General features: G+C 69.2%; 23 protein-coding genes and 1 pseudogene. 4 read left to right on the forward strand and 20 right to left on the reverse strand.

Features of this window, described 5'->3' with window-relative positions; genetic code table 11:
• Window position 1: 1 nt before the first annotated feature.
• A complete protein-coding gene (gene recQ, locus ABZO29_RS19225) occupies window positions 2-1,999 on the reverse strand; it encodes a DNA helicase RecQ (RefSeq protein ID WP_367326180.1) in 1,998 nt (665 codons plus the stop codon).
• Window positions 2,000-2,242: 243 nt separating this feature from the next.
• Here recQ and ABZO29_RS19230 point away from each other — a divergent pair, with 243 nt between their 5' ends.
• Complete coding sequence (locus tag ABZO29_RS19230; RefSeq protein WP_367321422.1) at window positions 2,243-2,746, forward strand: hypothetical protein; 504 nt, start codon at window positions 2,243-2,245, stop codon at window positions 2,744-2,746.
• A 72-nt stretch (window positions 2,747-2,818) separates the two neighbouring features.
• Here ABZO29_RS19230 and nuoN read toward each other — a convergent pair whose 3' ends face one another.
• Genes nuoN through ABZO29_RS19300 form a run of 14 tightly spaced genes read right to left on the reverse strand, consistent with a single transcriptional unit; the run spans window position 2,819 to window position 18,868 of the window.
• Complete coding sequence (gene nuoN, locus ABZO29_RS19235) at window positions 2,819-4,468, reverse strand: NADH-quinone oxidoreductase subunit NuoN (protein ID WP_367321423.1); 1,650 nt, start codon at window positions 4,466-4,468, stop codon at window positions 2,819-2,821.
• Entirely contained in the window at window positions 4,465-6,036 is a 1,572-nt protein-coding gene (locus ABZO29_RS19240; RefSeq protein WP_367321424.1) for an NADH-quinone oxidoreductase subunit M, read from the reverse strand. The genes nuoN and ABZO29_RS19240 overlap by 4 nt, the downstream gene beginning before the upstream one ends.
• A 5-nt stretch (window positions 6,037-6,041) precedes the next feature.
• A complete protein-coding gene (nuoL, locus tag ABZO29_RS19245) occupies window positions 6,042-8,006 on the reverse strand; it encodes an NADH-quinone oxidoreductase subunit L (RefSeq protein WP_367321425.1) in 1,965 nt (654 codons plus the stop codon).
• A 14-nt stretch (window positions 8,007-8,020) separates the two neighbouring features.
• A complete protein-coding gene (nuoK, locus tag ABZO29_RS19250; protein ID WP_003974374.1) occupies window positions 8,021-8,320 on the reverse strand; it encodes an NADH-quinone oxidoreductase subunit NuoK in 300 nt (99 codons plus the stop codon).
• A complete protein-coding gene (locus ABZO29_RS19255; RefSeq protein ID WP_367321426.1) occupies window positions 8,317-9,159 on the reverse strand; it encodes an NADH-quinone oxidoreductase subunit J in 843 nt (280 codons plus the stop codon). The genes nuoK and ABZO29_RS19255 overlap by 4 nt, the downstream gene beginning before the upstream one ends.
• Complete coding sequence (gene nuoI, locus ABZO29_RS19260) at window positions 9,156-9,758, reverse strand: NADH-quinone oxidoreductase subunit NuoI (RefSeq protein WP_367321427.1); 603 nt, start codon at window positions 9,756-9,758, stop codon at window positions 9,156-9,158. The genes ABZO29_RS19255 and nuoI overlap by 4 nt, the downstream gene beginning before the upstream one ends.
• Window positions 9,751-11,112 (reverse strand): NADH-quinone oxidoreductase subunit NuoH, encoded by a 1,362-nt coding sequence (nuoH, locus tag ABZO29_RS19265; RefSeq protein WP_367321428.1) that lies wholly within the window; start codon window positions 11,110-11,112, stop codon window positions 9,751-9,753. Before nuoH ends, nuoI begins: the two co-directional genes overlap by 8 nt.
• Complete coding sequence (locus tag ABZO29_RS19270; protein ID WP_367321429.1) at window positions 11,109-13,637, reverse strand: NADH-quinone oxidoreductase subunit G; 2,529 nt, start codon at window positions 13,635-13,637, stop codon at window positions 11,109-11,111. Before ABZO29_RS19270 ends, nuoH begins: the two co-directional genes overlap by 4 nt.
• Window positions 13,634-14,983: an NADH-quinone oxidoreductase subunit NuoF gene (gene nuoF / locus ABZO29_RS19275; protein ID WP_367321430.1), complete on the reverse strand. Its 1,350-nt coding sequence runs from the start codon at window positions 14,981-14,983 to the stop codon at window positions 13,634-13,636. The genes ABZO29_RS19270 and nuoF overlap by 4 nt, the downstream gene beginning before the upstream one ends.
• A complete protein-coding gene (gene nuoE, locus ABZO29_RS19280) occupies window positions 14,980-15,855 on the reverse strand; it encodes an NADH-quinone oxidoreductase subunit NuoE (protein ID WP_367321431.1) in 876 nt (291 codons plus the stop codon). The genes nuoF and nuoE overlap by 4 nt, the downstream gene beginning before the upstream one ends.
• The gene (locus ABZO29_RS19285) at window positions 15,852-17,174 is read right to left on the reverse strand and encodes an NADH-quinone oxidoreductase subunit D (protein ID WP_367321432.1); all 1,323 of its coding nucleotides are present in this window, start codon (window positions 17,172-17,174) and stop codon (window positions 15,852-15,854) included. The genes nuoE and ABZO29_RS19285 overlap by 4 nt, the downstream gene beginning before the upstream one ends.
• Window positions 17,171-17,944, reverse strand: a complete 774-nt coding sequence (locus ABZO29_RS19290) for an NADH-quinone oxidoreductase subunit C (protein WP_367321433.1) — start codon at window positions 17,942-17,944, stop codon at window positions 17,171-17,173. Before ABZO29_RS19290 ends, ABZO29_RS19285 begins: the two co-directional genes overlap by 4 nt.
• Complete coding sequence (locus tag ABZO29_RS19295) at window positions 17,941-18,495, reverse strand: NADH-quinone oxidoreductase subunit B family protein (protein WP_055635348.1); 555 nt, start codon at window positions 18,493-18,495, stop codon at window positions 17,941-17,943. The genes ABZO29_RS19290 and ABZO29_RS19295 overlap by 4 nt, the downstream gene beginning before the upstream one ends.
• A 13-nt stretch (window positions 18,496-18,508) precedes the next feature.
• A complete protein-coding gene (locus ABZO29_RS19300) occupies window positions 18,509-18,868 on the reverse strand; it encodes an NADH-quinone oxidoreductase subunit A (RefSeq protein WP_007383963.1) in 360 nt (119 codons plus the stop codon).
• Between the two features lie 748 nt (window positions 18,869-19,616).
• Between ABZO29_RS19300 and ABZO29_RS19305 the strand changes: the two genes are divergently transcribed.
• Window positions 19,617-20,429 carry a C40 family peptidase gene (locus ABZO29_RS19305; RefSeq protein WP_367321434.1) on the forward strand — a complete coding sequence of 271 codons (813 nt, stop codon included), beginning with the start codon at window positions 19,617-19,619 and terminating at the stop codon, window positions 20,427-20,429.
• Window positions 20,430-20,490: 61 nt separating this feature from the next.
• Here ABZO29_RS19305 and ABZO29_RS19310 read toward each other — a convergent pair whose 3' ends face one another.
• Window positions 20,491-22,302 (reverse strand): FAD-dependent oxidoreductase, encoded by a 1,812-nt coding sequence (locus ABZO29_RS19310; RefSeq protein WP_367321435.1) that lies wholly within the window; start codon window positions 22,300-22,302, stop codon window positions 20,491-20,493.
• A gap of 97 nt (window positions 22,303-22,399) precedes the next feature.
• Complete coding sequence (locus ABZO29_RS19315) at window positions 22,400-23,692, reverse strand: geranylgeranyl reductase family protein (RefSeq protein WP_367321436.1); 1,293 nt, start codon at window positions 23,690-23,692, stop codon at window positions 22,400-22,402.
• A 97-nt stretch (window positions 23,693-23,789) separates the two neighbouring features.
• Between ABZO29_RS19315 and ABZO29_RS19320 the strand changes: the two genes are divergently transcribed.
• Together ABZO29_RS19320 and ABZO29_RS19325 are read left to right on the forward strand one after the other, a co-directional pair.
• Window positions 23,790-24,296 (forward strand): GNAT family N-acetyltransferase, encoded by a 507-nt coding sequence (locus tag ABZO29_RS19320; protein ID WP_367321437.1) that lies wholly within the window; start codon window positions 23,790-23,792, stop codon window positions 24,294-24,296.
• A 106-nt stretch (window positions 24,297-24,402) separates the two neighbouring features.
• Entirely contained in the window at window positions 24,403-24,753 is a 351-nt protein-coding gene (locus ABZO29_RS19325) for a PASTA domain-containing protein (protein ID WP_367321438.1), read from the forward strand.
• A gap of 24 nt (window positions 24,754-24,777) precedes the next feature.
• Here the strand turns inward: ABZO29_RS19325 and ABZO29_RS19330 are convergent, their stop codons facing one another.
• The 3 genes and pseudogenes from ABZO29_RS19330 to ABZO29_RS19340 form a co-directional block, all read right to left on the reverse strand.
• Entirely contained in the window at window positions 24,778-25,473 is a 696-nt protein-coding gene (locus ABZO29_RS19330) for a demethylmenaquinone methyltransferase (RefSeq protein WP_367321439.1), read from the reverse strand.
• Window positions 25,474-25,508: 35 nt separating this feature from the next.
• Window positions 25,509-25,857: pseudogene (locus tag ABZO29_RS19335) on the reverse strand (acyltransferase); the annotation flags it as partial.
• Window positions 25,858-26,289: 432 nt separating this feature from the next.
• Window positions 26,290-26,499 carry a hypothetical protein gene (locus ABZO29_RS19340; protein WP_367321440.1) on the reverse strand — a complete coding sequence of 70 codons (210 nt, stop codon included), beginning with the start codon at window positions 26,497-26,499 and terminating at the stop codon, window positions 26,290-26,292.
• Window positions 26,500-26,625 lie beyond the last annotated feature (126 nt).

Genomic DNA, 26,625 nt, shown 5'->3' on the forward strand with positions numbered 1-26,625 from the left:
CCTATGTCCAGTCGTCCGGCTCCGGCTCCGGCTCCACTTCGGTCCAGTCGTCCGCACCGTCCCGACCGGCGTCGCCCGCGGCCGCGGCCGGAGCCGTCCCGGGTGGGCCGCCGAGCGTGTCCAGCACCGCCAGCACACCTTCGCCGTAGGTCGCCAGCTTCTTCTCGCCGACCCCGCTGATTCCGCCGAGCTCCCGCACGGAGGTGGGCCAGGCCGTCGCGATCTCCCGCAGCGTGGCGTCGTGGAAGATGACGTACGCCGGGACGCCCTGCTCCCGTGCCTGCTCGGCGCGCCAGGCGCGCAGCGCCTCGAAGGCGGGCAGCAGTTCCTCGGGCAGTTCGGCCGCCGCGGCCTTCGGCTTGCGCTCGCCCCGGCCGGAGCCCAAGGCTCCCGAGGAGGCGGACCGCGAGGTCACCGCCTTCTTCGGCTCCTTCCGCAGCGGCACGTCCCGCTCCCGCCGCAGCACCGTTCCGCTCGCCTCGGTCAGGACCAGCGTCCCGTACTCCCCCTCGACCGCGAGCAGTCCTTGCGCCAGCAACTGCCGTACGACGCCTCGCCATTCGCCCTCGGTCAGCTCCTCGCCGATGCCGAACACGGACAGCTGGTCGTGGTCGAACTGGATCACCTTGGCCGTGCGCCGCCCCAGCAGGATGTCCACGATCTGCACGGCACCGAACTTCTGCCCCCGTTCCCGCTGCAGCCGCACCACCGTCGACAGCACCTTCTGCGCCGCGATCGTGCCGTCCCACGTCTCCGGCGGGGTGAGGCACGTGTCGCAGTTGCCGCAGCCCGCCGCGTCGGGGTCCTGTCCGAAGTAGGCCAGGAGTTGGCCGCGCCGGCAGTGCGCCGTCTCGCACAGCGCGAGCATCGAGTCCAGGTGGGCCGCGGCCCGGCGCCGGAAGGCCTCGTCGCCCTCACCGGACTGGATCAGCTTGCGCTGCTGTATGACGTCGTTCAGGCCGTAGGCCATCCAGGCCGTCGACGGGAGGCCGTCGCGTCCCGCGCGGCCCGTCTCCTGGTAGTAGCCCTCGACCGATTTGGGCAGGTCGAGGTGGGCGACGAACCGCACGTCCGGCTTGTCGATGCCCATGCCGAAGGCGATGGTGGCCACCACGACCAGTCCGTCCTCCCGCAGGAAGCGGGACTGGTGCGCCGCGCGGGTGCCCGCGTCCAGTCCCGCGTGGTACGGCACCGCCTCGATGCCGTTGCGGGAGAGGAACTCGGCGTTCGCCTCGACCGACTTGCGGGAGAGGCAGTACACGATGCCCGCGTCGCCCGTGTGCTCCTCGCGCAGGAAACTCAGCAGCTGCTTCTTGGGGTCGGCCTTGGGCACGATCCGGTACTGGATGTTGGGCCGGTCGAAGCTCGCCACGAAGTGGCGGGCCTGAGGCATGTTCAGCCGCTGGGTGATCTCCTGGTGCGTCGCGCGCGTGGCGGTCGCCGTGAGCGCGATCCGCGGCACGTCCGGCCAGCGCTCGCCGAGCAGGGAGAGGGACAGGTAGTCGGGCCGGAAGTCGTGGCCCCACTGGGACACGCAGTGTGCCTCGTCGATGGCGAAGACCGAGACCTTGCCGCGGGAGAGCAGGTCAAGGGTGGAGTCCAGACGCAACCGCTCCGGCGCCAGATACAGCAGATCCAGTTCGCCGGTCAGGAACTCGGCCTCCACCGTCCGCCGCTCGTCGAGGTCCTGCGTGGAGTTGATGAACCCGGCGCGCACGCCCAGTGCCCGCAGCGCGTCCACCTGGTCCTGCATCAGCGCGATGAGCGGGGAGACGACGACCCCCGTACCGGGTCTGACCAGGGCCGGGATCTGGTAGCACAGCGACTTGCCGCCGCCGGTCGGCATCAGCACCACGGCGTCCCCGCCGGCCACCACATGCTCGACGACCGCTTCCTGCTCGCCGCGGAAGGCCTCGTAACCGAAGACCCGGTGCAGTGTGGCCAGCGTCTCGCTGTCGGTCACCCCTGGCATCTCGCTGTTACCGCCCGTCCCACCCATCGTCCTGTCCCCCGTACGTCGTCCCTCGACCACTGCCTCCACGATAGGGGGCCGGACCGACAGCGTCGGAGTTATCCACAGGCGGCCCCGCGCAGGTGCGGCCGTCAGTCAAATGGACCCCGTGACATGGCAGGGACCCAGGCGCCGGGACATGCTGCTCGGGCGGGACGGGGGAGGCCCGCCCCCTCTCGTCGGACGGTGCGCCGCTGCCCGTGCGCGCCTCTCGCCCCAAGGAGTTTCACCATGTCATCTCGGGCCCTCAAAGCAGTCGTCGGCGCAGCGATGGCCGCCGGCTTCTCCCTGGCCGCCGCACCCGCCCACGCCGCGCCGGGCAACACCTTCGACCCCGTCGTCTGGAACGATCTGGCCGAAACGTACATGGCGACCGGCCACTACGCGTACGAGCCGTTCGCCCCGGCGGCCGGATACACCCGCAACGACACCTGTGCCGCCGACAAGACCCGCGGCGGCATGGGCTACCACTACATCAACAAGGCGTACCTCAACTCACTCGACCCGGCCACGCCCGCGGCCCTGGTGTACGAGGACAGGGCGGGCGGCACGCGCAGGCTCGTCGCGGTCGAGTGGGCCGTCAAGGACACGGGCCAGGCCGCACCGACGCTGTTCGGCCAGACCTTCCGGAACGACCAGAAACCCGGCTACTACACGCTTCACGCGTGGATCTACAAGCCCAACCCCGAGGGGCTCTTCGCGCCGTACAACCCCACGGTGACCTGCCCCGCGTGACCCCGACCGCGCAACGGCAACGGGCCCCGGCCCCCCACAGGGGGGAACCGGGGCCCGTCCGAGCAGCGCAGGTCAGCGCACGAACACCCCCGCCTGGTTCGCCAGGTCCAGGAAGTACTGCGGTGCCACGCCCAGCACCAGCGTGACCGCCACGCCCAGCCCGATCGCCGTCATCGTCAGCGGCGACGGCACGGCCACGGTCGGGCCCTCGGGCCGCGGCTCGCTGAAGAACATCAGCACGATCACGCGGATGTAGAAGAACGCGGCGATCGCCGACGAGACCACACCGACCACGACCAGCGGCGCCGCACCGCCCTCCGCCGCCGCCTTGAACACGGCGAACTTCCCGGCGAAGCCGGAGGTCAGCGGAATGCCCGCGAAGGCCAGCAGGAACACCGCGAACACGGCTGCCACCAGCGGCGAACGGCGGCCGAGACCGGCCCACTTGGACAGGTGCGTCGCCTCGCCGCCCGCGTCGCGGACCAGCGTCACCACCGCGAACGCCCCGATCGTCACGAACGAGTACGCGGCCAGGTAGAAGAGGACGGACGACACACCGTCCGGCGTGGTCGCGATGACACCCGCGAGGATGAAGCCGGCGTGCGCGATGGACGAGTACGCCAGCAGCCGCTTGATGTCGGTCTGCGTGATCGCGACGATCGCACCGCCGAGCATGGTGACGATCGCGACGCCCCACATCACCGGCCGCCAGTCCCAGCGCAGGCCCGGCAGCACGACGTACAGGACCCGCAGCAGCGCGCCGAAGGCGGCCACCTTGGTCGCCGCCGCCATGAAACCGGTCACCGGCGTCGGGGCGCCCTGGTAGACGTCCGGCGTCCACATGTGGAAGGGAATCGCGCCCACCTTGAACAGCAGGCCCATGACGAGCATCGCGGCGCCGACGAGCAGCAGCGCGTCGTTGCCCATGGTGTCCGCAAGCGCCGGGTCGACGTTCGTGACCGTGCCGTCGACGACCTGCGCGATCCTCGCGTACGACACCGAGCCCGCGTAGCCGTACAGCAACGCGATGCCGAAGAGGGTGAACGCCGAGGCGAACGCGCCGAGCAGGAAGTACTTGACCGCGGCCTCCTGCGACATCAGCCGCTTGCGGCGGGCCACAGCGCACAGCAGGTACAGCGGCAGCGAGAAGACTTCCAGGGCCACGAAGAGCGTCAGCAGGTCGTTGGCCGACGGGAAGATCAGCATTCCGGCGACGGCGAACAGCAGCAGCGGGAAGACCTCGGTGGTGGTGAACCCGGCCTTCACCGCCGCCTGTTCGCTGTCGCTGCCCGGCACGGAGGCCGCCTGCGCGGCGAACGAGTCGACCCGGTTGCCGTGCGCCGCCGGGTCCAGCCGGCGCTCGGCGAAGGTGAACAGGCCGACCAGCGCGGCGAGCAGGATCGTGCCCTGCAGGAAGAGGGCCGGTCCGTCGACCGCGATGGCACCCATCGCCGCGATGCGTGCCCGGGTCGTGCCGTATCCGTCGGCCGCGAGCGCCACGACCGCGGCGAACGCGGCGCACAGCGCCACCACGGACACGAACAGCTGGGCGTGGTATCGGGACTTGCGCGGGACGAACGCCTCGACCAGCACTCCGACGATCGCCGCGCCCACGACGATCAGGGTGGGCGACAGTTGCCCGTATTCGATCTTCGGCGCGTCGATCTTCGAGATCGGGTCGGCCGCGGTTGTCCACAGGCTGTGGACGGCTGCTGCGCTCACTTGGCCTCCTCCACCTCGGGCTGGGGGTCCTTCTTCTGTACGTCGGACAGGGTCTGCTTGACCGCCGGGTTGACGATGTCCGTCAGGGGCTTCGGGTAGACGCCCAGGAAGATCAGCAGTACGACCAGCGGGGCGACGACCACGAGTTCACGCACCCTGAGATCCGGCATCGCGGACACCTGCGGCTTCACCGGGCCGGTCATCGTCCTCTGGTAGAGGACGAGGGTGTAGAGCGCGGCGAGCACGATGCCGAAGGTCGCGATGATGCCGACCACCGGGTAGCGCGTGAACGTCCCGACCAGGACCAGGAACTCACTCACGAACGGCGCGAGCCCTGGCAGCGACAGAGTCGCCAGGCCGCCGATCAGGAACGTGCCCGCGAGCACCGGAGCCACCTTCTGCACACCGCCGTAGTCGGCGATGAGCCGCGAGCCGCGCCGCGAGATCAGGAAGCCGGCCACCAGCATCAACGCGGCCGTGGAGATCCCGTGGTTGACCATGTAGAGCGTCGCGCCGGACTGGCCCTGGCTGGTCATCGCGAAGATGCCCATGATGATGAACCCGAAGTGCGAGATCGACGCGTACGCCACCAGCCGCTTGATGTCCCGCTGGCCGACGGCGAGCAGCGCCCCGTAGATGATGCTGATCAGCGCCAGTACGAGGATGGCGGGCGTCGCCCACTTGCTCGCCTCCGGGAACAGCTGGAGGCAGAAGCGGAGCATCGCGAAGGTGCCCACCTTGTCGACGACCGCCGTGATGAGCACGGCGACCGGGGCGGTGGCCTCCCCCATGGCGTTGGGCAGCCAGGTGTGCAGCGGCCACAGCGGGGCCTTCACCGCGAAGGCGAAGAAGAAGCCCAGGAACAGCCAGCGTTCGGTGTCGGTCGCCATGTCCAGCGTGCCGTTGGCGCGGGCCTGCGCGATCTCCTGGAGGCTGAAGTTCCCGGCGACCACGTAGAGGCCGATCACCGCGGCCAGCATGATCAGACCGCCGACCAGGTTGTAGAGCAGGAACTTGACCGCCGCGTACGACCGTTGCGTCGACGCCGCCTCCTCGCCGTGCTCGTGGGCACGGTCCCCGAAGCCGCCGATGAGGAAGTACATCGGGATGAGCATGGCTTCGAAGAAGATGTAGAAGAGGAAGACGTCTGTGGCCTCGAAGGAGAGGATCACCATCGCCTCGACGGCCAGGATCAGGGCGAAGAAGCCCTGCGTGGGACGCCAGCGGCGGCTTCCGGTCTCCATCGGGTCGGCGTCGTGCCAGCCCGCGAGGATGATGAACGGGATCAGCAGGGCGGTCAGCGCGATGAGCGCCACCGCGATGCCGTCGACGCCCAGGTCGTACCTGACTCCGAATTCCTTGATCCAGGAGTGGGATTCGGTGAGCTGGTAGCGGTCACCGTCCGGGTCGAAGCGCACCAGCACGGTGATCGCCAGAGCCAGCGTGCCGAGCGAGACGACCAGGGCCAGCAGTTTGGCGGCGTTGCGCCGCGCGGCCGGTACGGCGGCCGTGGCGACCGCCCCGATGGCCGGGAGCGCCGCCGTCGCTGTCAGCAGAGGAAAGGACATCGGTATCAGACCGCCCTCATCAGCAGGGTCGCGGCGACCAGGAGTGCCGCACCGCCGAACATCGAGACCGCGTACGACCGCGCGAAGCCGTTCTGCAGCTTGCGCATCCGCCCGGAGAGGCCGCCGACCGAGGCCGCCGTGCCGTTGACGACGCCGTCGACCAGGGTGTGGTCGACGTACACCAGGGACCGCGTGAGGTGCTCGCCGCCGCGGACCAGGACGACGTGGTTGAAGTCGTCCTGCAGCAGGTCGCGCCGGGCGGCCCGGGTGAGCAGCGAGCCGCGCGGGGCGACGACCGGGACCGGGCGGCGGCCGTACTGGGCGTAGGCGATGGCGACGCCGACGACCAGGACCGCCATGGTGGCCAGGGTGACCGTCAGGGCGCTGACGGGCGGGTTGCCCTCGGCGTGCCCCGTGACCGGCTCCAGCCAGTGCAGGAAGCGGTCGCCGATGCTGAAGAACCCGCCGGCGAAGACCGATCCGACGGCCAGCACGATCATCGGGATCGTCATGACCTTGGGCGACTCGTGCGGATGCGGCTCCGCGTGCTCACCACCGGTCTCGGCGGCCGGCTCCACACTGGGCTCGGCCGGGGACGGCGTCGGCGCGTGCCGCCAGCGTTCTTCTCCGAAGAACGTCATCAGCATCACGCGCGTCATGTAGTACGCGGTGATCGCCGCGCCCAGCAGGGCGCAGCCGCCGAGGATCCAGCCCTCGGTGCCGCCCTTGGCGAAGGCCGCCTCGATGATCTTGTCCTTGGAGAAGAAGCCGGACAGGCCCGGGAAGCCGATGATGGCGAGGTAGCCGAGTCCGAAGGTCACGAAGGTGATCGGCATGTACTTCCTCAGGCCGCCGTACTTCCTCATGTCGACCTCGTCGTTCATGCCGTGCATGACCGAGCCGGCGCCGAGGAACAGCCCGGCCTTGAAGAAGCCGTGCGTCACGAGGTGCATGATCGCGAAGACGTAGCCGATGGGGCCGAGGCCCGCGGCGAGCACCATGTAGCCGATCTGGGACATGGTCGAGCCGGCCAGCGCCTTCTTGATGTCGTCCTTCGCGCAACCGACGATCGCACCGAAGAGGAGCGTGACGGCACCGACGATCGTGACCAGCAACTGGGCGTCCGGGGCGGCGTTGAAGATCGCCGCGGAGCGGACGATCAGGTACACGCCCGCGGTCACCATCGTCGCCGCGTGGATCAGGGCCGAGACCGGGGTCGGGCCCTCCATCGCGTCCCCGAGCCAGGACTGCAGCGGCACCTGGGCGGACTTGCCGCAGGCGGCGAGCAGCAGCATCAGGCCGATCGCGGTGAGCTTGCCCTCGTTTGCGTCGCCGACGAGTCCCGCCTCCTCGTGGGTGCCGAGCAGCGGCCCGAAGGCGAAGGTGCCGAACCACGTGAACATCAGCATGATGGCGATCGACAGGCCCATGTCGCCGACGCGGTTGACCAGGAAGGCCTTCTTCGCCGCGGTGGCCGCGCTGGGCTTGTGCTGCCAGAAGCCGATGAGGAGGTAGGACGCGAGACCGACGCCCTCCCAGCCGACGTACAGCAGGAGGTAGTTGTCGGCGAGGACGAGCAGCAGCATCGCCGCGAGGAACAGGTTCAGGTAGCCGAAGAAGCGGCGGCGCCGCTCGTCGTGCTCCATGTACCCGACCGAGTACAGGTGGATCAGCGAGCCGACGCCCGTGATCAGCAGCACGAACGTCATCGACAACTGGTCGAGCTGGAATGCGACGTCGGCCTGGAAGCCCTCGACCGGGACCCAGCTGAACAGGTGCTGCGTCAGCGTACGGTCGTCGGCGCTCTTCCCCAGCATGTCGGCGAAGAGGATCACGCCGAACACGAAGGAAAGGGCCGAGAGGAGCACGCCGATCCAGTGGCCGACGGCGTCGAGGCGCCGGCCGCCGCACAGCAGTACGGCCGCTCCGAGCAGAGGCGCCGCCACCAGCAGCGCAATCAGGTTCTCCACGATTCAGCGACCCCTCAGAGCTTCATCAGACTGGCGTCGTCGACCGAGGCCGAGTGGCGGGAACGGAACAGGGACACGATGATCGCGAGCCCGACCACGACCTCCGCGGCGGCGACGACCATCGTGAAGAAGGCGATGATCTGGCCGTCGAGATTGCCGTGCATCCGGGAGAAGGCGACGAACGCGAGGTTGCAGGCGTTGAGCATGAGCTCGATGCACATGAAGACGACGATCGCGTTGCGCCTGATCAGCACGCCCGTGGCACCGATCGTGAACAACAGGGCGGCGAGGTAGAGGTAGTTGACGGGGTTCACTTCGACGCCTCCTCCGTCCGCTTGAGGTTCGGCGGCTCGACGGCGGCCCGCTCCAGGCGGTCCTCCGCGCGCTGCTCCAGGGCCTTCAGGTCGTTGAGGGCCTCGGCGGACACGTCACGGATCTGGCCGCGCTCACGCAAGGTCTTGCTGACGGTGAGATCGGACGTGGTGCCGTCCGGCAGCAGGCCCGCGATGTCCACGGCGTTGTGCCGGGCGTACACGCCGGGTGCGGGCAGCGGCGGTACGTGCTTGCCCTCCCGCACGCGCTGTTCGGACAGCTCGCGCTGGGTCTTGGCGCGCTCGGTGCGCTCGCGGTGCGTGAGCACCATGGCGCCGACGGCGGCCGTGATCAGCAGGGCGCCGGTGATTTCGAAGGCGAAGACGTACTTGGTGAAGATGAGGGCCGCCAGGCCCTCCACGTTGCCGTTCGCGTTGGCCTGGGCGAGGCCGTTGGACTCCGTCAGGGACGCGTTGCCGATCCCGGCGAACAGCAGGATGCCGAAGCCGAGGCCGCACAGAAGGGCCAGCCAGCGCTGGCCCTTGATGGTCTCCTTCAGGGAGTCCGCAGCGGTGACACCGACAAGCATCACCACGAACAGGAACAGCATCATGATCGCGCCCGTGTACACGACGATCTGCACGATGCCCAGGAAGTAGGCGCCGTTGGCGAGGTAGAACACCGCCAGGACGATCATGGTTCCGGCCAGGCAGAGCGCGCTGTGCACCGCCTTCTTCATGAAGACGCAGGCCAGGGCGCCGATCACGGCGACGCTGCCGAGGACCCAGAACTGGAAGGCCTCACCGGTGGAGGTGGTGTAGGCGGCGAGCTGGGCGCTCATGCGTCCACCCCCTCTTCTTCCGGCTGCTCGCCCTTGGAGACGGCGACCTGGCGCTCCGTGCCGGGCGCGGCCTCCGTCACCAGTCCCCGGTAGTAGTCCTGCTCGTCCATGCCGGGGTAGATGGCGTGGGGCGAGTCGACCATGCCCTCTTCGAGGCCGGCGAGCAGCTGCTCCTTGGTGTAGATGAGGTTGGCGCGGCTGCTGTCCGCCAGCTCGAACTCGTTGGTCATCGTCAACGCGCGCGTGGGGCACGCCTCGATGCACAGGCCGCACAGGATGCAGCGGGCGTAGTTGATCTGGTAGACGCGGCCGTACCGCTCGCCCGGCGAGTAGCGCTCCTCTTCCGTGTTGTCCGCACCCTCGACGTAGATGGCGTCGGCGGGGCAGGCCCAGGCGCACAGCTCGCAGCCGACGCACTTCTCCAGGCCGTCCGGATGGCGGTTGAGCTGGTGCCGTCCGTGGAACCGCGGAGCCGTGGTCTTCTTCTGCTCCGGGTACTGCTCGGTCAGCCGCTTCTTGAACATGGCCTTGAAGGTCACGCCGAAGCCGGCCACGGGGTTCTGGAAACCGGGCTTGGTCTCCTTGGGCTCCTCAGCCATCGGACGCCTCCTTTCCATCCGAAGATCCGTCACTGGCAGTGTCCGACCCACCACTGACAATCAGCTCCCGCTCGCGGCGCGGGCGGCGTCGCGGCACCGCGGGCAGTTCCTGTCCAGGCAGCGGAGGCACGGGGAATCCGCCTGCCATCGGGTCGAAGGCGGCGGGCCCCGCGGGGGCCTCGGCCTGCTTCCCGCGGTCGCGGAACATGTCCGCCACGAAGGAGAGCAGGAGCAGGACCAGGACGCCGCCGCCGATGTAGAGGGCGATGTCGGCGAAGTCGTAGTTCTCGTTCCGGAGGGTCCGCACGGTGGCGACGAGCATCAGCCACGCCACTGAGACCGGGATGAGGACCTTCCAGCCGAGCTTCATCAGCTGGTCGTAGCGGACGCGGGGCAGAGTGCCGCGCAGCCAGATGAAGAAGAACAGCAGCAGCTGGACCTTGACGACGAACCAGAGCAGCGGCCACCAGCCGTGGTTCGCGCCCTCCCAGAAGCCGCTGACCGGCCAGGGGGCCCGCCAGCCGCCGAGGAAGAGCGTCACGGACACGGCCGAGACCGTCACCATGTTCACGTACTCGGCGAGCATGAACATCGCGAACTTGATCGAGGAGTACTCGGTGTTGAAGCCGCCGACCAGGTCGCCCTCGGACTCCGGCATGTCGAAGGGGGCGCGGTTGGTCTCGCCGACCATCGTGACGATGTAGATCAGGAAGGAGACCGGCAGCAGGACGATGTACCAGCGGTCGTGCTGCTGCTCGACGATCGTCGAGGTCGACATCGACCCCGAGTAAAGGAACACGGAGGCGAAGGCCGCGCCCATGGCGATCTCGTACGAGATCATCTGCGCGCAGGAGCGGAGCCCGCCGAGCAGCGGGTAGGTGGATCCGGAACTCCAGCCGGCGAGGACGATGCCGTAGATGCCGACCGAGGCGACCGCCAGGATGTAGAGCACGGCGATCGGCAGGTCGGTGAGCTGCATCGTGGTGCGCTGGCCGAAGATCGAGATCTCGTTGCCGGCCGGGCCGAAGGGGATCACCGCGATCGCCATGAAGGCCGGGATGGCCGCGACGATCGGCGCGAGGACGTAGACCACCTTGTCCGCGCGTTTGACGATGACGTCTTCCTTGAGCATCAGCTTGATGCCGTCGGCGAGCGACTGGAGCATGCCCCAGGGGCCGTGCCGGTTGGGGCCGATGCGCAGCTGCATCCAGGCGACGACCTTGCGCTCCCAGACGATGGAGAACAGCACGGTCACCATCAGGAAGGCGAAGCAGAACACCGCCTTGATGACGACCAGCCACCATGGGTCGCGGCCGAACATGGACAGGTCTTCAGCGGCGAGGTACGGGCTCATGCCTCCACCTCCTTGGGGGCCTCGCCGTCGAGCGTGGCCGGGCCGATGCGGACGAGGGATCCGGGCAGCGCCCCGGTGTCGGAGGCGACTCCGCCGCCCACCGAGTTCAGCGGGAGCCAGACCACGCGGTCCGGCATCTCCGTGATCTGCAGCGGGAGTTCAACCGTTCCGGCGGTTCCGGTCACGGCGAGTGCGTCGCCGTCCTTGACGCCGGCCTCGGCGGCCGTGGCCGCCGACACGCGCGCGCGTGCCGCGTGCCGTGTCCCTGCGAGCGCCTCGTCGCCCTCCTGGAGGACGCCCTGGTCGAGCAGCAGCCGGTGTCCGGCCAGTACGGCCTCTCCGGCGGCGGGCCGCGGCAACGGGGCGGCCGTCTCGAGGGGTTCGGTGGCCCGGGGTCCGTCCCAGGCACCCAGCCGGTCCAGCTCCGCGCGCGCGGTGCGCAGATCCGGCAGTCCCAGGTGTACGTCCATGGCGTCGGCCAGCATCTGCAGCACCCGCCCGTCGGTGGGGGCCACGCGGCGGGTCATCTGGTCGGGCTTGAGCGCCGCCTCGAAGAAGCGGACCCGGCCCTCCCAGTTGAGGAAGGCACCAGCCTTCTCGGCGACCGCGGCGACGGGAAGTACGACGTCGGCGAGCTCGGTCACCTCGCTGGGCCGCAGTTCCAGGGACACCACGAAGCCGGCCTCGCCGAGCGCTTCACGCGCGCGTGCCGGATCGGGCAGATCGGCGACCTCGACGCCTGCCACCAGCAGGGCCTGCAGCTCACCGCGGGCGGCGGCCTCGACGATCTCGCCGGTGTCGCGGCCGTAACGGTGCGGGAGTTCGGCGACGCCCCAGACCGCGGCGACCTCCTCACGCGCGCGCGGGTCCGTCGCCGGGCGTCCGCCCGGCAGCAGCGACGGCAGCGCACCGGCCTCGATGGCGCCCCGCTCACCGGCGCGGCGAGGGATCCACACCAGCTGTGCGCCGGTCGCGGACGCGGCCCGAACGGCGGCGGTGAGACCGCCGGCCACCGCGGCCAGCCGCTCGCCGACGACGATCACCGCGCCCTCGGTGCGCAGCGCCTCGGCGGCCACACCGCCCGGTTCCTCCAGACCGACCCCGCTCGCCAGCGCGTCCAGCCACTCGGTCTCGGTGCCGGGAGCCGCCGGCAGCAGCGTGCCGCCCGCCTTCTCCAGGCCGCGCGTGGCATGCGTGGCCAGCGAGAACACCTTCTGGCCGTGCCCCCGCCAGGCCTTGCGCAGCCGCAGGAAGACGCCGGGCGCCTCCTCCTCGGACTCGAACCCGACCAGCAGGACGGCCGGCGCCTTCTCCAGGGAGGTGTACGTGACGCCCGAACCGTCGAGGTCACGGCCGGCGCCCGCGACGCGCGCCGCCAGGAAGTCGGCCTCCTCGCCGCTGTGCACGCGCGCGCGGAAGTCGATGTCGTTGGTGTCGAGCGCCACGCGCGCGAACTTGCTGTACGCGTAGGCGTCCTCGATGGTGAGACGGCCGCCGGTCAGGACACCGGTCCTGCCGCGCGACGCCAGGAGCCCCTGAGCGGCGATCTCCAGCGCCTCCGGCCAGGAGGCCGGTACCAGCTCGCCCTCGGGATTGCGCACCAGAGGCGTCTCGAGCCGGTCGCGCTGCTGCGCGTACCGGAACGCGAACCGCCCCTTGTCGCAGATCCACTCCTCGTTGACCTCGGGGTCCTCGGCGGCGAGCCGTCGCATGACCTTGCCGCGCCGGTGGTCGGTGCGTGTGGCGCAGCCGCCGGAACAGTGCTCGCAGACGCTCGGGGAGGAGACCAGGTCGAACGGGCGGGAGCGGAAGCGGTACGCCGCCGACGTCAGCGCGCCCACCGGGCAGATCTGGATCGTGTTCCCGGAGAAGTACGACTCGAAGGGATCGCCCTCACCGGTGCCGACCTGCTGCAGCGCGCCCCGCTCGAGCAGTTCGATCATCGGGTCGCCCGCGATCTGGTTGGAGAAGCGGGTGCAGCGGGCGCACAGCACGCACCGTTCGCGGTCGAGCAGCACCTGGGTGGAGATCGGGACGGGCTTCTCGTACGTCCGCTTCTTCCCCTCGAAGCGCGACTCGGCGTGCCCGTGCGACATGGCCTGGTTCTGCAGCGGGCACTCGCCGCCCTTGTCGCACACCGGGCAGTCCAGCGGGTGGTTGATGAGCAGGAGCTCCATCACACCCTTCTGGGCCTTCTCGGCGGCCGGCGAGGTGAGGTGGGTCTTCACCACCATCCCGTCGGTGCACGTGATCGTGCAGGACGCCATCGGCTTGCGCTGGCCCTCGACCTCGACGATGCACTGGCGGCAGGCGCCGGCCGGGGCGAGCAGCGGGTGGTCGCAGAACCGCGGGATCTCGATGCCGAGCTGTTCGGCGGCCCGGATGACCAGGGTGCCCTTGGGCACGCTGATCTCGACGCCGTCGATCGTCAGCGCCACGAGATCTTCCGGCGGGACCGCCGCCTCTCCCCCGCCTGCGGGGCGTTGGCCCGCGGCGGAGCCGCCGAAGGACTGCTGTACGGTCATGCGTTCACCTCCGTGCGGTCGGCCCAGGCCGTCGACTTGGCCGGGTCGAAGGGGCAGCCGCGGCCCGTGATGTGCTGCTCGTACTCCTCGCGGAAGTACTTGAGCGAGGAGAAGATCGGCGAGGCGGCGCCGTCACCGAGGGCGCAGAAGGACTTGCCGTTGATGTTGTCGGCGATGTCGTTCAGCTTGTCGAGGTCGGACAGGACGCCCTTGCCGGCCTCGATGTCGCGCAGCAACTGCACGAGCCAGTACGTGCCTTCGCGGCAAGGGGTGCACTTGCCGCAGGACTCGTGGGCGTAGAACTCGGTCCAGCGGGTGACGGCGCGCACGACGCAGGTCGTCTCGTCGAAACACTGCAGGGCTTTCGTGCCGAGCATGGAACCCGCGGCGCCCACTCCTTCGTAGTCAAGAGGGACGTCGAGGTGCTCGTCGGTGAACATCGGGGTCGAGGAGCCGCCCGGCGTCCAGAACTTGAGGCGGTGCCCCGGGCGCATGCCGCCGCTCATCTCGAGGAGCTGGCGGAGTGTGATGCCGAGCGGTGCCTCGTACTGGCCGGGATTGGCGACGTGGCCGCTGAGCGAGTAGAGCGTGAAGCCTGGGGACTTCTCGCTGCCCATCGACCTGAACCATTCCTTGCCCTTGTGCAGAATCGCGGGAACCGACGCGATGGACTCGACGTTGTTCACAACAGTCGGGCACGCGTAGAGGCCCGCGACAGCGGGGAAGGGGGGACGGAGCCGCGGTTGACCCCGGCGGCCTTCGAGCGAGTCCAGCAGTGCGGTCTCCTCACCGCAGATGTACGCGCCCGCGCCCGCGTGCACGGTGAGTTCGAGGTCGATTCCGCTGCCCAGGATGTTCTTGCCGAGGTAGCCCGCCGCGTAGGCCTCGCGCACGGCCTCGTGCAACCGCCGCAACACGGGGACCACTTCACCACGCAGATAGATGAAGGCATGCGAAGACCGGATGGCATAACACGCGATGACGATGCCCTCGATGAGGCTGTGCGGGTTCGCGAAGAGGAGCGGGATGTCCTTGCAGGTCCCGGGCTCCGATTCGTCGGCGTTGACAACTAGATAGTGCGGTTTTCCATCACCCTGGGGAATGAACTGCCATTTCATTCCGGTCGGGAATCCCGCGCCGCCGCGTCCGCGCAGACCGGAGTCCTTGACGTACGCGATCACGTCGTCCGGCGACATGGCGAGCGCCTTGCGAAGCCCCTCGTATCCTTCGTGCCTTCGGTAGACGTCCAGCGTCCACGACCTGTTCTCGTCCCAGAAGGCCGACAGCACGGGTGCGAGCAGCTTCTCGGGGCTCATGTCTTTCAGCTCGGGTGCCAAGGTCATCACTCCCCCTCCTCGGCGGTTGGCCCTGCCGGGTGGGCTGGGTCGGAGGCCGATGTGTCCTGCGGCGCGTCGTGCGAACTGAGGTGTTCGGCCGGCGACGGTTCGTGCGCTGCCCTGTCCTGCGGCTCGTCTTCGTGCGGGCCGCCGTCCCGCGGATGGACCACGCGCGCGGGTGCGGTCTCTCCCCTGGCCAGGCGGAGGCCCACCAGCGAGGCGGGTCCCGCACTGCCGCTTTCCTCGACGGCCCCGGGCCGCTCGTCGGGGAAGCCGGCCAGAATCCGCGCGGTCTCCTTGAAGGTGCACAGGCGCGCCCCGCGCGTGGGCTCGACGGGCCGGCCCTCGCGCAGGTCGTCGACCAGGCGCTTGGCGCTGCCCGGTGTCTGGTTGTCGAAGAACTCCCAGTTGACCATTACGACGGGTGCGAAGTCGCAGGCCGCGTTGCACTCGATGTGTTCCAGGGTGACCTTGCCGTCGCCGGTGGTCTCGCCGTTGCCGACGCCCAGGTGCTCCTGGAGCTCCTCGAAGATCGCGTCGCCGCCCATCACCGCGCACAGCGTGTTGGTGCAGACCCCCACCTGGTAGTCGCCGGAGGGCTTGCGCCGGTACATGGTGTAGAAGGTGGCGACCGCGGTGACCTCGGCCGTGGTCAGGTCCAGCACGTCCGCGCAGAACTGCATCCCGGTGCGCGTGACGTGGCCCTCCTCCGACTGCACGAGGTGCAGCAACGGCAGGAGGGCGGACCGGGAGTCCGGGTAGCGGGAGATGATCTCGCGCGCGTCCCGCTCGAGCCGCGCTCGGACGTCGTCCGGGTAGCCGGGCGCGGGCAGTTCGGGCATGCCCAGGCTGACGCCCCGCTCCGAAGAAGAGGTGGTCACCGGTCGACGCCTCCCATCACGGGGTCGATGGACGCCACGGCGACGATCACGTCGGCGACCTGGCCGCCCTCGCACATCGCCGCCATGGCCTGCAGGTTGGTGAAGGACGGGTCCCGGAAGTGGACCCGGTAGGGGCGGGTGCCGCCGTCGGACACCGCGTGCACCCCGAGTTCGCCCTTGGGGGACTCGACCGCCACGTACGCCTGTCCCGGCGGGACGCGGAAGCCCTCGGTCACCAGCTTGAAGTGGTGGATCAGGGCCTCCATGGAGGTGCCCATGATCTTCTTGATGTGGTCGAGGGAGTTGCCGAGTCCGTCCGGTCCCAGGGCGAGCTGGGCGGGCCAGGCGATCTTCTTGTCCGCGACCATGACCGGGCCGGGCTGCAGCCGGTCCAGGCACTGTTCGACGATCCGCAGGGACTGGCGCATCTCCTCGAGGCGGACCAGGAAACGGCCGTAGGAGTCGCAGGTGTCGGCGGTCGGAACGTCGAAGTCGTACGTCTCGTAGTCGCAGTACGGCTGGGCCTTGCGCAGGTCGTGCGGCAGGCCGGCGGAGCGCAGGATCGGGCCCGTCGCGCCGAGGGCCATGCAGCCGGCCAGGTCCAGATAGCCGATGTCCTGCATGCGGGCCTTGAAGATGGGGTTCCCGGTGGCGAGCTTGTCGTACTCCGGGAGGTTCTTCCTCATCTTCTTCACGAACTCGCGGATCTGGTCCACCGCGCCGGGCGGCAGGTCCTGGGCGAGTCCGCCGGGGCGGATGTACGCGTGGTTCATCCGCAGGCCCGTGATGAGCTCGTAGATGTCGAGAATCATTTCACGATCACGGAATCCGTAGATCATGATCGTGGTGGCGCCGAGTTCCATGCCGCCGGTGGCGATGCACACCAGGTGCGAGGACAGACGGTTCAGCTCCATCAGGAGGACCCGGATGATCTTGGCTCGCTCGGTGATCTCGTCCTCGATGCCGAGGAGCTTCTCGACGGCGAGGCAGTAGGCGGTCTCGTTGAAGAAGGACGTCAGGTAGTCCATGCGCGTCACGAACGTGGTGCCCTGCGTCCACGTGCGGAACTCGAGGTTCTTCTCGATGCCGGTGTGGAGGTAGCCGATGCCGCAGCGGGCCTCGGTGACCGTCTCGCCCTCGATCTCCAGGATCAGGCGGAGCACTCCGTGGGTGGACGGGTGCTGAGGACCCATGTTGACGACGATGCGCTCGTCGTCGGCGCGGGCCGCGGACTGGACGACCTCGTCCCAGTCACCACCGGTGACCGTATATACGGTGCCCTCGGTGGTCTCACGGGCGGCTGCTGACTGCGTGCTCACGAGTACGACCTCCGCTGGTCCGGAGCCGGGATCTGGGCGCCCTTGTACTCGACGGGGATGCCGCCGAGGGGGTAGTCCTTGCGCTGCGGATGGCCCTGCCAGTCGTCCGGCATCATGATCCGGGTCAGGGCCGGGTGACCGTCGAAGACGATCCCGAAGAAGTCGTACGTCTCGCGCTCGTGCCAGTCGTTCGTCGGATAGACGGAGACGAGTGACGGGATGTGCGGCTGGGTGTCCGGGGCGCTGACTTCGAGGCGGATCAGCCGGTTGTGGGTGATCGAGCGCAGGTGGTAGACGGCGTGCAGCTCGCGGCCCTTGTCGTTCGGGTAGTGGACGCCGCTCACTCCCGTGCAGAGTTCGAAGCGCAGGGCCGGGTCGTCACGCAGGGTGCGGGCGACGCGCAGCAGGTGCTCGCGCTCGATGTGGAAGGTGAGCTCGCCGCGGTCGACGACCGTCTTCTCGATCGCGTTCTCGGGGAGGAGACCCTGTTCCTCGAGCGCGCCCTCGAGTTCGTCGGCGACCTCGTCGAACCAGCCGCCGTAGGGGCGGTTCGCCGGCCCCGGGAGCCGGACCGAGCGGACCAGGCCGCCGTAGCCGGAGGTGTCGCCCCCGTTGTTGGCGCCGAACATGCCGCGCTGGACGCGGATCTCCTCGCCGCCCTGGCCGCGCTGGCCGGGGAGGTTGGAGGCGGAGAGGTCCTTCTCGGGGTTCACGCCGTTCGACGCCCCGTTGACCCCGTTCGCCCCGTTGGTGTCGTTCGCGTCGCTCACCGCAGCAGCCCCTTCATCTCGATCGTGGGCAGGGCCTTGAGCGCCGCCTCCTCCGCCTCGCGGGCCGCTTCCTCGGCGTTCACGCCGAGCTTGGAGTTCTGGATCTTGTGGTGGAGCTTGAGGATCGCGTCCATCAGCATCTCCGGCCGTGGCGGGCAGCCGGGGAGGTAGATGTCGACGGGGACGATGTGGTCGACGCCCTGGACGATCGCGTAGTTGTTGAACATGCCGCCCGACGAGGCGCAGACCCCCATGGAGATCACCCACTTGGGGTTCGGCATCTGGTCGTAGACCTGCCGCAGCACCGGCGCCATCTTCTGGCTGACCCGGCCGGCGACGATCATGAGGTCTGCCTGGCGCGGGGATCCGCGGAAGACCTCCATGCCGAAGCGGGCCAGGTCGTAGCGGCCGGCGCCGGTGGTCATCATCTCGATGGCGCAGCACGCGAGGCCGAACGTGGCAGGGAAGACGGACGCCTTGCGCACCCACCCCGCGGCCTGCTCGACGGTGGTCAGCAGGAAACCGCTCGGCAGCTTTTCTTCGAGTCCCATGTCCTAATGCCCCTCAGTCCCATTCCAGGCCGCCGCGCCGCCACACATAGGCGTAGGCGACGAAGACGGTGAGCACGAAGAGCAGCATCTCCACGAGCCCGAACACCCCCAGGGCGTCGAAGGTGACGGCCCAGGGGTAGAGGAAGACGATCTCGATGTCGAAGACGATGAAGAGCATCGCCGTCAGGTAGTACTTGATGGGGAAGCGGCCGCCACCGGCCGGCGTGGGGGTCGGCTCGATTCCGCACTCGTAGGCCTCGAGCTTGGCGCGGTTGTACCGCTTCGGCCCGATCAGCGTGGCCATGACCACGGAGAAGATCGCAAAGCCTGCCCCGAGGGCTCCCAGTACGAGGATGGGCGCATACGCGTTCACCGCTCCTCGCTCCTCTCAGTCGGCACTGACTGCTGGCGATGGCGCCGGGCTCACTTCCGCCCCACCTGTCCCGCGAACCCCGCGCGTTTCCGACGAAGATCGCGAACATGTGAAGCAGGTCACAAGCCCAACTGCCTCGCATCTTATGCCCGCCACTCTGTGATCTGCGACACGGGGTATTACACAAGCTTTGTGATCTCCACCACCTGACAGAGGATCATGAAGTCGGATGAGCGGTGATCTTCGCAAGAGAAGCGTCCGAGTGATCACCAGAGGTGACATTTTCGATCGTCGCCGCAGGCCGGGGCAGGGCCGGGAGGGTCCCCTCCATATCAAGAGACTTCCCTTGCATGCAAATTGGCGTTGGACGCGGCGCCTTGATAGAGGACCCATTCACACATCAGGGGGAGGTGCGGGGTGGGATGTGGACGCGTGCACGCGTTCACGAGCGGGCCCGGGTCGTGACCGGCTCGCAATCGGGCCGTGATCCATGCGCGAGACGCAGGCGCCGTCGTAACCGTTGCGTGACCTCCGCCACATCCGAGCGAGGCGCCGGAAAGCCGGGCTTGGCCAACCGTCCCCACCAGTGGTAGGCGGCGGGCAATCCGGACGTAACGATGAAAGGCCTTGATCACAGGCTTGATCACCAGAGTCCGTAATGTCCGTTACGGCGTCAATAAAGAGTGGAGCGAAGGGGATTTGGGGCTCCGAATGAACAACTGTGGCGCAGCACACGTTTCTTGAAGGTATGGAGGAGCCCCTGATACCGGTTGTACCCATGTCCCACACCGCTCACATACGCAGCCACCGGAAACCCCGCCCCCGCAGCGTCTCGAAGATCGCGATGCGGGCCGGAGTCGCCGGTGGCATCCTCAGCACCGTGGCAGTGGCCGGCGCATCGGCTTCGGCGAACGCGGCCGAGCCGGTGACGCAGACGCTCGAACTGCCCACGCTGACGGCCGACCTGGCCGCTCAGGTCGCCCAGTCCGCTGCCGCCACGCAGCAGGCAGCCGCGAACTACGAGCTCCAGGCCGAGCGTGACGCGGCCGCCAGCGCCGCGGCCAAGGAGGCCGCGAAGGACCTCGCAGCGGCCAAGAAGGCCGAGGCGAAGAAGAAGGCGGAGGAGGCCCGCAAGGCCGCCGCAGAGACCGCCTCCCGCTCCTCGGCGCGGACCACCCTGACCGCGACGGCTTCCGCTCCCGCCAGCGGCAGCGTGGCGACGGTCATCGCGTTCCTCAAGGCGCAGGTGGGCGACGCGTACGTCCTGGGTGGCACCGGCCCCAACGCGTGGGACTGCTCCGGCCTCGTCCAGGCCGCGTTCAAGCAGGTCGGCGTCGACCTGCCGCGCGTCTCGCAGGACCAGTCGATGGCGGGCACCGAGGTCTCCCTGTCCAACCTCGCGGTCGGGGACATCCTGTACTGGGGCGGGAAGGGTTCCGCGTACCACGTGGGCGTCTACATCGGTGACGGCCAGTACCTGGACGCGGCGAACCCGTCCAAGGGCGTCGTCATCCAGGATCTGTCCGGATACCCGGCGTCCGGTGCGGTGCGGGTGCTCTGACGCACAGTCGTACGCCGTACGGAAGGGGCCGCAGCCGCTCGGGGGCAGCGGCCCCACCGTCCTATCCGAGGTCGAAGGTGTTGGGCAGGCCCAGCCGGTAACGCACTTCGTCGGTGCGCTTGAGGGGTTCCATCTCCGGCGGGCGGTACAGCTCCCGGATCCGGCACCGCTCACTGTCCGAATTGTCTGCATCCAGCAGGGCGTTGACGGCCTGTCGCGCGGACTCGTTGGCGCCCTCCATGGTGGCCAGGTCCACGTCCGTGCGGACGTAGTCGCCCGCCAGGAAGAAGTTGGGCACCCCGGTGCGGGCCGAGGGGCGGTTGTAGAGCGTGCCCGTGGGGTGGATGAGGAGCTGTTCGCGGTTCTGCGGGTCGGGGCCGCCGAGGCCCGTCACCGCCGGGTCCATGAACCAGCCGATCCGGTCGGCGTCCGTGAGGGTGGTCTTGCCGGCGTCGTTCAGGCCGTCCTTCAACTGGGCCCAGAGCTCGGCGACGATCTCGTCCTTGGTGCACTCCTTGGCCGTCTTGCCGTACAGGATGCCGGGCTTGTCCCATTCTGAGATGATCGCGGAGAGGCAGTCGTGGGCCTGCCCGTCGCCGTAGTCGCGCGAGAAGTCCCGTACGTCCCAGAACTGGGCCTGTCCGATGCCGGTCACCGACCAGGGTGAGTCGAGGCAGTTGATGTGGCCGTGCACGACGGGTGTGGGCGTGCGCAGGTAGAACATCACCCCGGTCATCCAGTCCGTCTGCAGGGCGTCGCACCGGGCGAGCTGCGGGTCGGCGGCGCGCAGGGCGGAACCCCATGTCACGCGCGCGTGCTCGACGGGCAGGGCGGAGACGTAGTGGTCGGCGGTGACCGTGCGTTCCCGGCTGCCGTCGCGGGCAGAGACGCGTACGCCGGTGACACGTCCGCCGTCGTACAGGACCTCCCGGACCTGGGTGCCGAGGACGAACTCGACCCCGAGCGTGCGCAGGTGCGTCTCCCAGGGGTCGATCCAGGCCTCGCTCGTGGGGGCGTTGAGGACGCGGTCGATGTCCGCGTCGCCGTCCATGCCGCGGCCGAGCAGGCCCCACAGGAGCAGGGCCTCGACGATGACGCGGCCGACGGTGCGCGTGGAGGCGACCTCGGCGCGGGTGGCGACCAGGTTGCGGGTCTGGCCCACGCCCAGCAGCGTCCGGTACTCCTCGCTCATCTCCTCGGCGCGGATGAAGTCCCACCACGGGACCTTCTCCCACTGGTCCTCGCGGTGGGCGTCGCAGCTGGTGAGGTGGACGAGCACGCGGTCGGCGAAGTAGGCGGCCTCATGGGCGGGGAGGCGGGTGCCGAGGTCGAGGACGGAGAGGATCTGGTCGCGGATCCAGGCCGGGGTGAGGTCGCCGGGGGCGGGTGGGGTGGTGGCGCGTCGCAGGGGGAAGTGCAGGTCGGGGCGGCCTGCTCCGCGGGCGAACAGGGCCTCCGTAGCGCTGCGGAGGTTGTCGTGGACGCCGTTCGCGTTGCCGGGGAAGGGGATGCGGCGCATCGTGTCCGGCAGGTTCCGGTAGAAGCCGGGGAAGAAGCGGAAGCCGTGTTCGCCGGGGAGCGGTCTGCGGCCGCCGGTCCCCGTTCCGGGGACGTCCATCGAGCGGGCCTTGCCGCCGAGGGCGTCGTAGTACTCGTAGACGGTGACGGCGTAGCCGCGTTCGGCGAGTTCGTGGGCGGCGCTGAGGCCGGAGACACCGCCGCCGAGGACGGCGACACGCTTGCCGGCAACGGCGTGCGCGCTTGCGGCGGGCCATAAGGCGAGGGTCCCCGCGGTTCCCGCCACTCCCCCGGCTGCGGCGAGGAAGCGTCTACGGGTGTGGCCTGTCCGCTCCTGTGTGTGTTCTGTTGTCATGAGCAACGGAGGGTAGGGAGGGGCTCCGCAGGTCGGAAGCCCGATTCCCCACCCGCCCACAGCATCCTCACAAGGCAGGAGGAATCGTCATAGGCGGTTACGCCTTCGGCGCCACCTTGCTCAGGCCGTTGATGATGCGGTCCATCGCGTCGCCGCCCGTCGGATCCGTGAGGTTCGCCAGCAGCTTCAGGGTGAACTTCATCAGCAGGGGGTGCGTCAGGCCGCGCTGGGTCGCGATCTTCATGACCTTCGGGTTGCCGATGAGCTTCACGAAGGCGCGGCCCAGCGTGTAGTAACCGCCGTAGGTTTCCTTCAGGACGCGCGGGTAGTGCTGGAGGGCCGTCTCGCGCTGGGCCGGCGTCGAGCGCGCGTGGGCCTGGACGATGACGTCGGCGGCGATCTGGCCGGACTCCATGGCGTAGGCGATGCCCTCCCCGTTGAAGGGGTTCACCAGGCCGCCGGCGTCGCCGACGAGCAGCAGGCCACGGGTGTAGTGGGGTTGGCGGTTGAAGGCCATGGGGAGAGCCGCGCCGCGGATCGGGCCGGTCATGTTCTCCGGTGTGTAGCCCCAGTCCTCCGGCATGGACGCACACCAGGCCTTGAGGACCTCGCGCCAGTCGAGTTCCTTGAAGGAGTCGGAGGTGTTGAGGACGCCCAGGCCGACGTTCGACGTGCCGTCGCCCATGCCGAAGATCCAGCCGTAGCCGGGGAGCAGCCGGTCCTCGGGGCCCCGGCGGTCCCACAGTTCCAGCCAGGACTCCAGGTAGTCGTCTTCGTGGCGGGGGGAGGTGAAGTACGTACGGACCGCGACGCCCATCGGGCGGTCCTCGCGGCGGTGCAGGCCCATCGCCAGGGAGAGGCGCGTCGAGTTGCCGTCGGCTGCGACGACCAGGGGCGCGTGGAAGGTGACTTCGCGCTTCTCCTCGCCGAGCTTGGCGTGGACGCCGGTGATACGGCCGGTACGGTCGTCGACGATGGGGGCGCCGACGTTGCAGCGCTCGTACAGGCGCGCGCCCGCCTTCTGGGCCTGGCGGGCGAGCTGCTCGTCGAAGTCGTCGCGCTTGCGGACGAGGCCGTAGTCGGGGAAGGAGGCGAGATCCGGCCAGTCCAGCTGCAGCCGCACCCCGCCGCCGATGATGCGCAGCCCCTTGTTGCGCAGCCAGCCGGCCTCCTCCGAGACGTCGATGCCCATGGCCACGAGCTGCTTGACGGCACGGGGCGTGAGACCGTCACCGCACACCTTCTCGCGCGGGAACTCGGTCTTCTCCAGCAGCAGGACATCGAGACCGGACTTGGCGAGGTGGTACGCGGTGGTGGAGCCGGCCGGCCCGGCGCCCACGACGATCACATCGGCGGTGTTCTCGGAGAGGGGCTCGGTCACGACGGTCACGGCGGGATCTCCCCAAGTTCGAAATCTGTGTGCCGACCGGCACGGGACATGGGCAGTCTATGCAGCAGTACTGATCACCCGGCTGAAGGGCTGCCCAGTGAACCGAGCTCTCCCCGTAGTACGGCTGCGCGTCCCCACCGACGAGGACGCCGTCGCCTGGCACCGGATCTTCGACGACCCGGACGTCATGGAGTTCCACGGCGGCAGGGCCGCGGAGCTGTCCGTCTATGAGGAACTCACCGCCCGCCAGCGCCGGCACGACGCCGAACGCGGCTTCTGCCTGTGGACCATGATCGACGAGGCCGGCCAGGTCCTCGGCTTCACGGGCGCGCAGCCATGGGAGCGGGACTGGGGGCCGACGGGCGAGATCGAGATCGGCTGGCGGCTCGGGAGGGCTCACTGGGGCAAGGGGTACGTCACCGCGGCCGCGCACATGACCCTGGAACGGCTGCGTGCGGCGGGCCTGCCGAACGTGGTGGCGATGGTCGACTCCCGAAACGCACGGTCGATCGCGGTCACGCGGCGGCTGGGCATGCGGCTGGCCGAGGTCTTCACGACGCCGGCGTCGCAGCGCGAGGGGCACTGCTACCGGCTCGATCTGTGACGCCCGTAAATAACGCAGAGTAATCAACTGCTACAGAAAGATACTTGGCGCTTCCGGGTGACGCCGCCGTCCGGTTACCCTTCCTGTACCGCTGGGGGTGACATCTGTGCGCATAACACCCAAGACGCCCGAAGTGCGAGTGCCCAAGCTCGTCGGTCTGATGGCCATGGACGCGCGTGTCGCGGCCGAGGCCCGCGGAGTGCTCCTCGCCGCGCCCGACCGGCCCGACTTCCATCGAACCGTCGTCGACTACGTCGTACGGCAGTATCCCCTGCCCGGCGTCGAGATCCCGCGCGGTGCCGTGGTCACCGTGTGGTTCGACTTCGGTGAGGGTGAGGGCGGCGGAGGCGCCGGGGTGCGCGAGCCGCGCATCCCGAACCCGAGCGGCGGCGGGCTGCAGCGCGAGCTGGACGAGCCGGGTGACCCGTACGCGGTCGCCGGTTTCAGCGCCCCTTGAAGCCCGTGGAAGACGGCCCTGGCCTCAGCTCTCCTTGAAGCCCCGGTGCAGGGCCACCACCCCGCCCGTCAGGTTCCGCCACGCCACCTTCGACCAGCCCGCCTTGCGCAGACGCTCGGCGAGGGCGGGCTGGTCGGGCCAGGTCCGGATGGACTCGGCGAGGTAGACGTACGCGTCCGGATTGGAGGAGACCGCGCGGGCGACCGGCGGCAGGGCCCGCATCAGGTACTCGGTGTAGACCGTGCGGAACGGCGCCCAGGTCGGATGTGAGAACTCGCAGATGACGACCCGGCCGCCCGGCCGGGTCACCCGGTACAGCTCCCGCAGGGCGGTGTCCGTGTCCTGCACGTTGCGCAGCCCGAAGGAGATCGTCACCGCGTCGAAGGTGTCGTCCCGGAAGGGCAGCTTCGTCGCGTCGCCCGCCGTGAACGGCAGCCAGGGGTGCCGCTTCTTGCCCACCTGGAGCATGCCGAGGGAGAAGTCGCAGGGGACGACGTACGCGCCGGTGCGGGCGAACGGCAGCGAGGAGGTGGCCGTACCGGCGGCGAGGTCCAGGACCTTCTGCGCGGGACGGGCGTCCACCGCCCTCGCGACCTCCTTGCGCCAGCGCCGGTCCTGTCCGAGGGACAGCACGTCGTTGGTCAGGTCGTACCGCTCCGCCACGTTGTCGAACATCGAGGCGACTTCGTGCGGCTGCTTGTCCAGGGATGCGCGGGTCACGGGCCCATTCTTGCAGTACGGCCCCCAGCGCCGACTCAGGGGAGCAGCCGTGCCTTCTTCCTCGCGGCCACGTCCTCCACCCAGCCGCAGAGCAGGACGAAGACCGCGATCAGGATCCAGCCGATGCCGAACATGAACCACTGGCTCTCCAGCGGCAGCCACTTCTCGAACGCGGGCACGTCCCAGAAGCGGTCGATCAATGGGACGGCCAGGACGAGCGCGATCTGGTGCCAGAGGTAGATCGTCACCGCGCGCGTTGAAGACCGTGACGATCCGGTCGAGCCGGCGGAACCTGGTGAGGCCCGCGAAGTCGATCCGGAAGTACGCCTTGGCCCACATCAGCAGCATGACGAAACCGGCCGACCAGAAGGCCTGGGCGAGCGGGAGCGGGCACGTCGCTGGAGGCGGCCCCGCTGCGCACGCGCTGGTCGCCACCGACCTCGGCCCGCAGATAGCCGTCGAGCAGCATCACGCTGCTCAGCGCCAGCAGGAGAAGCCGGGCGAGAATGACTCAAGGTTTCTGCAGGGCAGCCGCCTTACCGGCCGCCCGCTTCATACGGGTGGGGGCGCGGCGGCGGCCGCGGGAAGGAGTCGTCGTCATGAGTGGCTGCGTTCCGGTCAGTCGGCTGCCGCGGCGGACGCGGAGGCGGACGGGGTCGGGACGGCGGTGCCCGAGGGCGGCGCCGACGGGGCGCTGCCGGGGCGGCCGATCCGGTCGCCGACACCGCCGTTGGGCTGGAAGCCGCCGGGCCGGTCCTGGCCGCCCTGGCCGTTTCCGCCGAAGGGCAGCAGCTGGGACGGGGGCAGCGAGCTGCCTCAGCCCATGAAGGTCGCGCCCAGCACGGCCGCGTACGCGATACACACGACGCCGAGGAGCAGACCGAGACGGCGCAGCAGCTTCGACCGGTGTCCGGAGTTGTCGACGAACACGGGCCCTTCGGCGGACGCCCCGTTGCCGCCTTTGCGGCGGCGACCGCGCGCTTCACGCGCTCCCTCGTGACCTTCGATGGCAGGCTCGGATTGCATTCCCCGGACATTAGGGAGTCTTTATGTGTCAGAAACTCGGAAATCCATGTGAGAGACCCATGAGAAACTCCTTGATCTGTCTCTTTCCTGAGAGTTTCCCAGAACTCCTGCGCAACCCACCCTCGG

Origin of the sequence: Streptomyces sp. HUAS ZL42, assembly GCF_040782645.1 — a bacterium.
Classification (GTDB): domain Bacteria; phylum Actinomycetota; class Actinomycetes; order Streptomycetales; family Streptomycetaceae; genus Streptomyces.

What these genes read in the sequence shown, in the direction of transcription:
- recQ (WP_367326180.1), bottom strand. Translation starts at nt 1,999, where the DNA reads ATGGGTGGGACGGGCGGTAACAGCGAGATGCCAGGGGTGACCGACAGC.
- ABZO29_RS19230 (WP_367321422.1), top strand. Translation starts at nt 2,243, where the DNA reads ATGTCATCTCGGGCCCTCAAAGCAGTCGTCGGCGCAGCGATGGCCGCC.
- ABZO29_RS19240 (WP_367321424.1), bottom strand. Translation starts at nt 6,036, where the DNA reads ATGTCCTTTCCTCTGCTGACAGCGACGGCGGCGCTCCCGGCCATCGGG.
- ABZO29_RS19255 (WP_367321426.1), bottom strand. Translation starts at nt 9,159, where the DNA reads ATGAGCGCCCAGCTCGCCGCCTACACCACCTCCACCGGTGAGGCCTTC.
- nuoI (WP_367321427.1), bottom strand. Translation starts at nt 9,758, where the DNA reads ATGGCTGAGGAGCCCAAGGAGACCAAGCCCGGTTTCCAGAACCCCGTG.
- nuoH (WP_367321428.1), bottom strand. Translation starts at nt 11,112, where the DNA reads ATGAGCCCGTACCTCGCCGCTGAAGACCTGTCCATGTTCGGCCGCGAC.
- ABZO29_RS19270 (WP_367321429.1), bottom strand. Translation starts at nt 13,637, where the DNA reads ATGACCGTACAGCAGTCCTTCGGCGGCTCCGCCGCGGGCCAACGCCCC.
- ABZO29_RS19295 (WP_055635348.1), bottom strand. Translation starts at nt 18,495, where the DNA reads ATGGGACTCGAAGAAAAGCTGCCGAGCGGTTTCCTGCTGACCACCGTC.
- ABZO29_RS19305 (WP_367321434.1), top strand. Translation starts at nt 19,617, where the DNA reads ATGGAGGAGCCCCTGATACCGGTTGTACCCATGTCCCACACCGCTCAC.
- ABZO29_RS19310 (WP_367321435.1), bottom strand. Translation starts at nt 22,302, where the DNA reads ATGACAACAGAACACACACAGGAGCGGACAGGCCACACCCGTAGACGC.
- ABZO29_RS19340 (WP_367321440.1), bottom strand. Translation starts at nt 26,499, where the DNA reads ATGCAATCCGAGCCTGCCATCGAAGGTCACGAGGGAGCGCGTGAAGCG.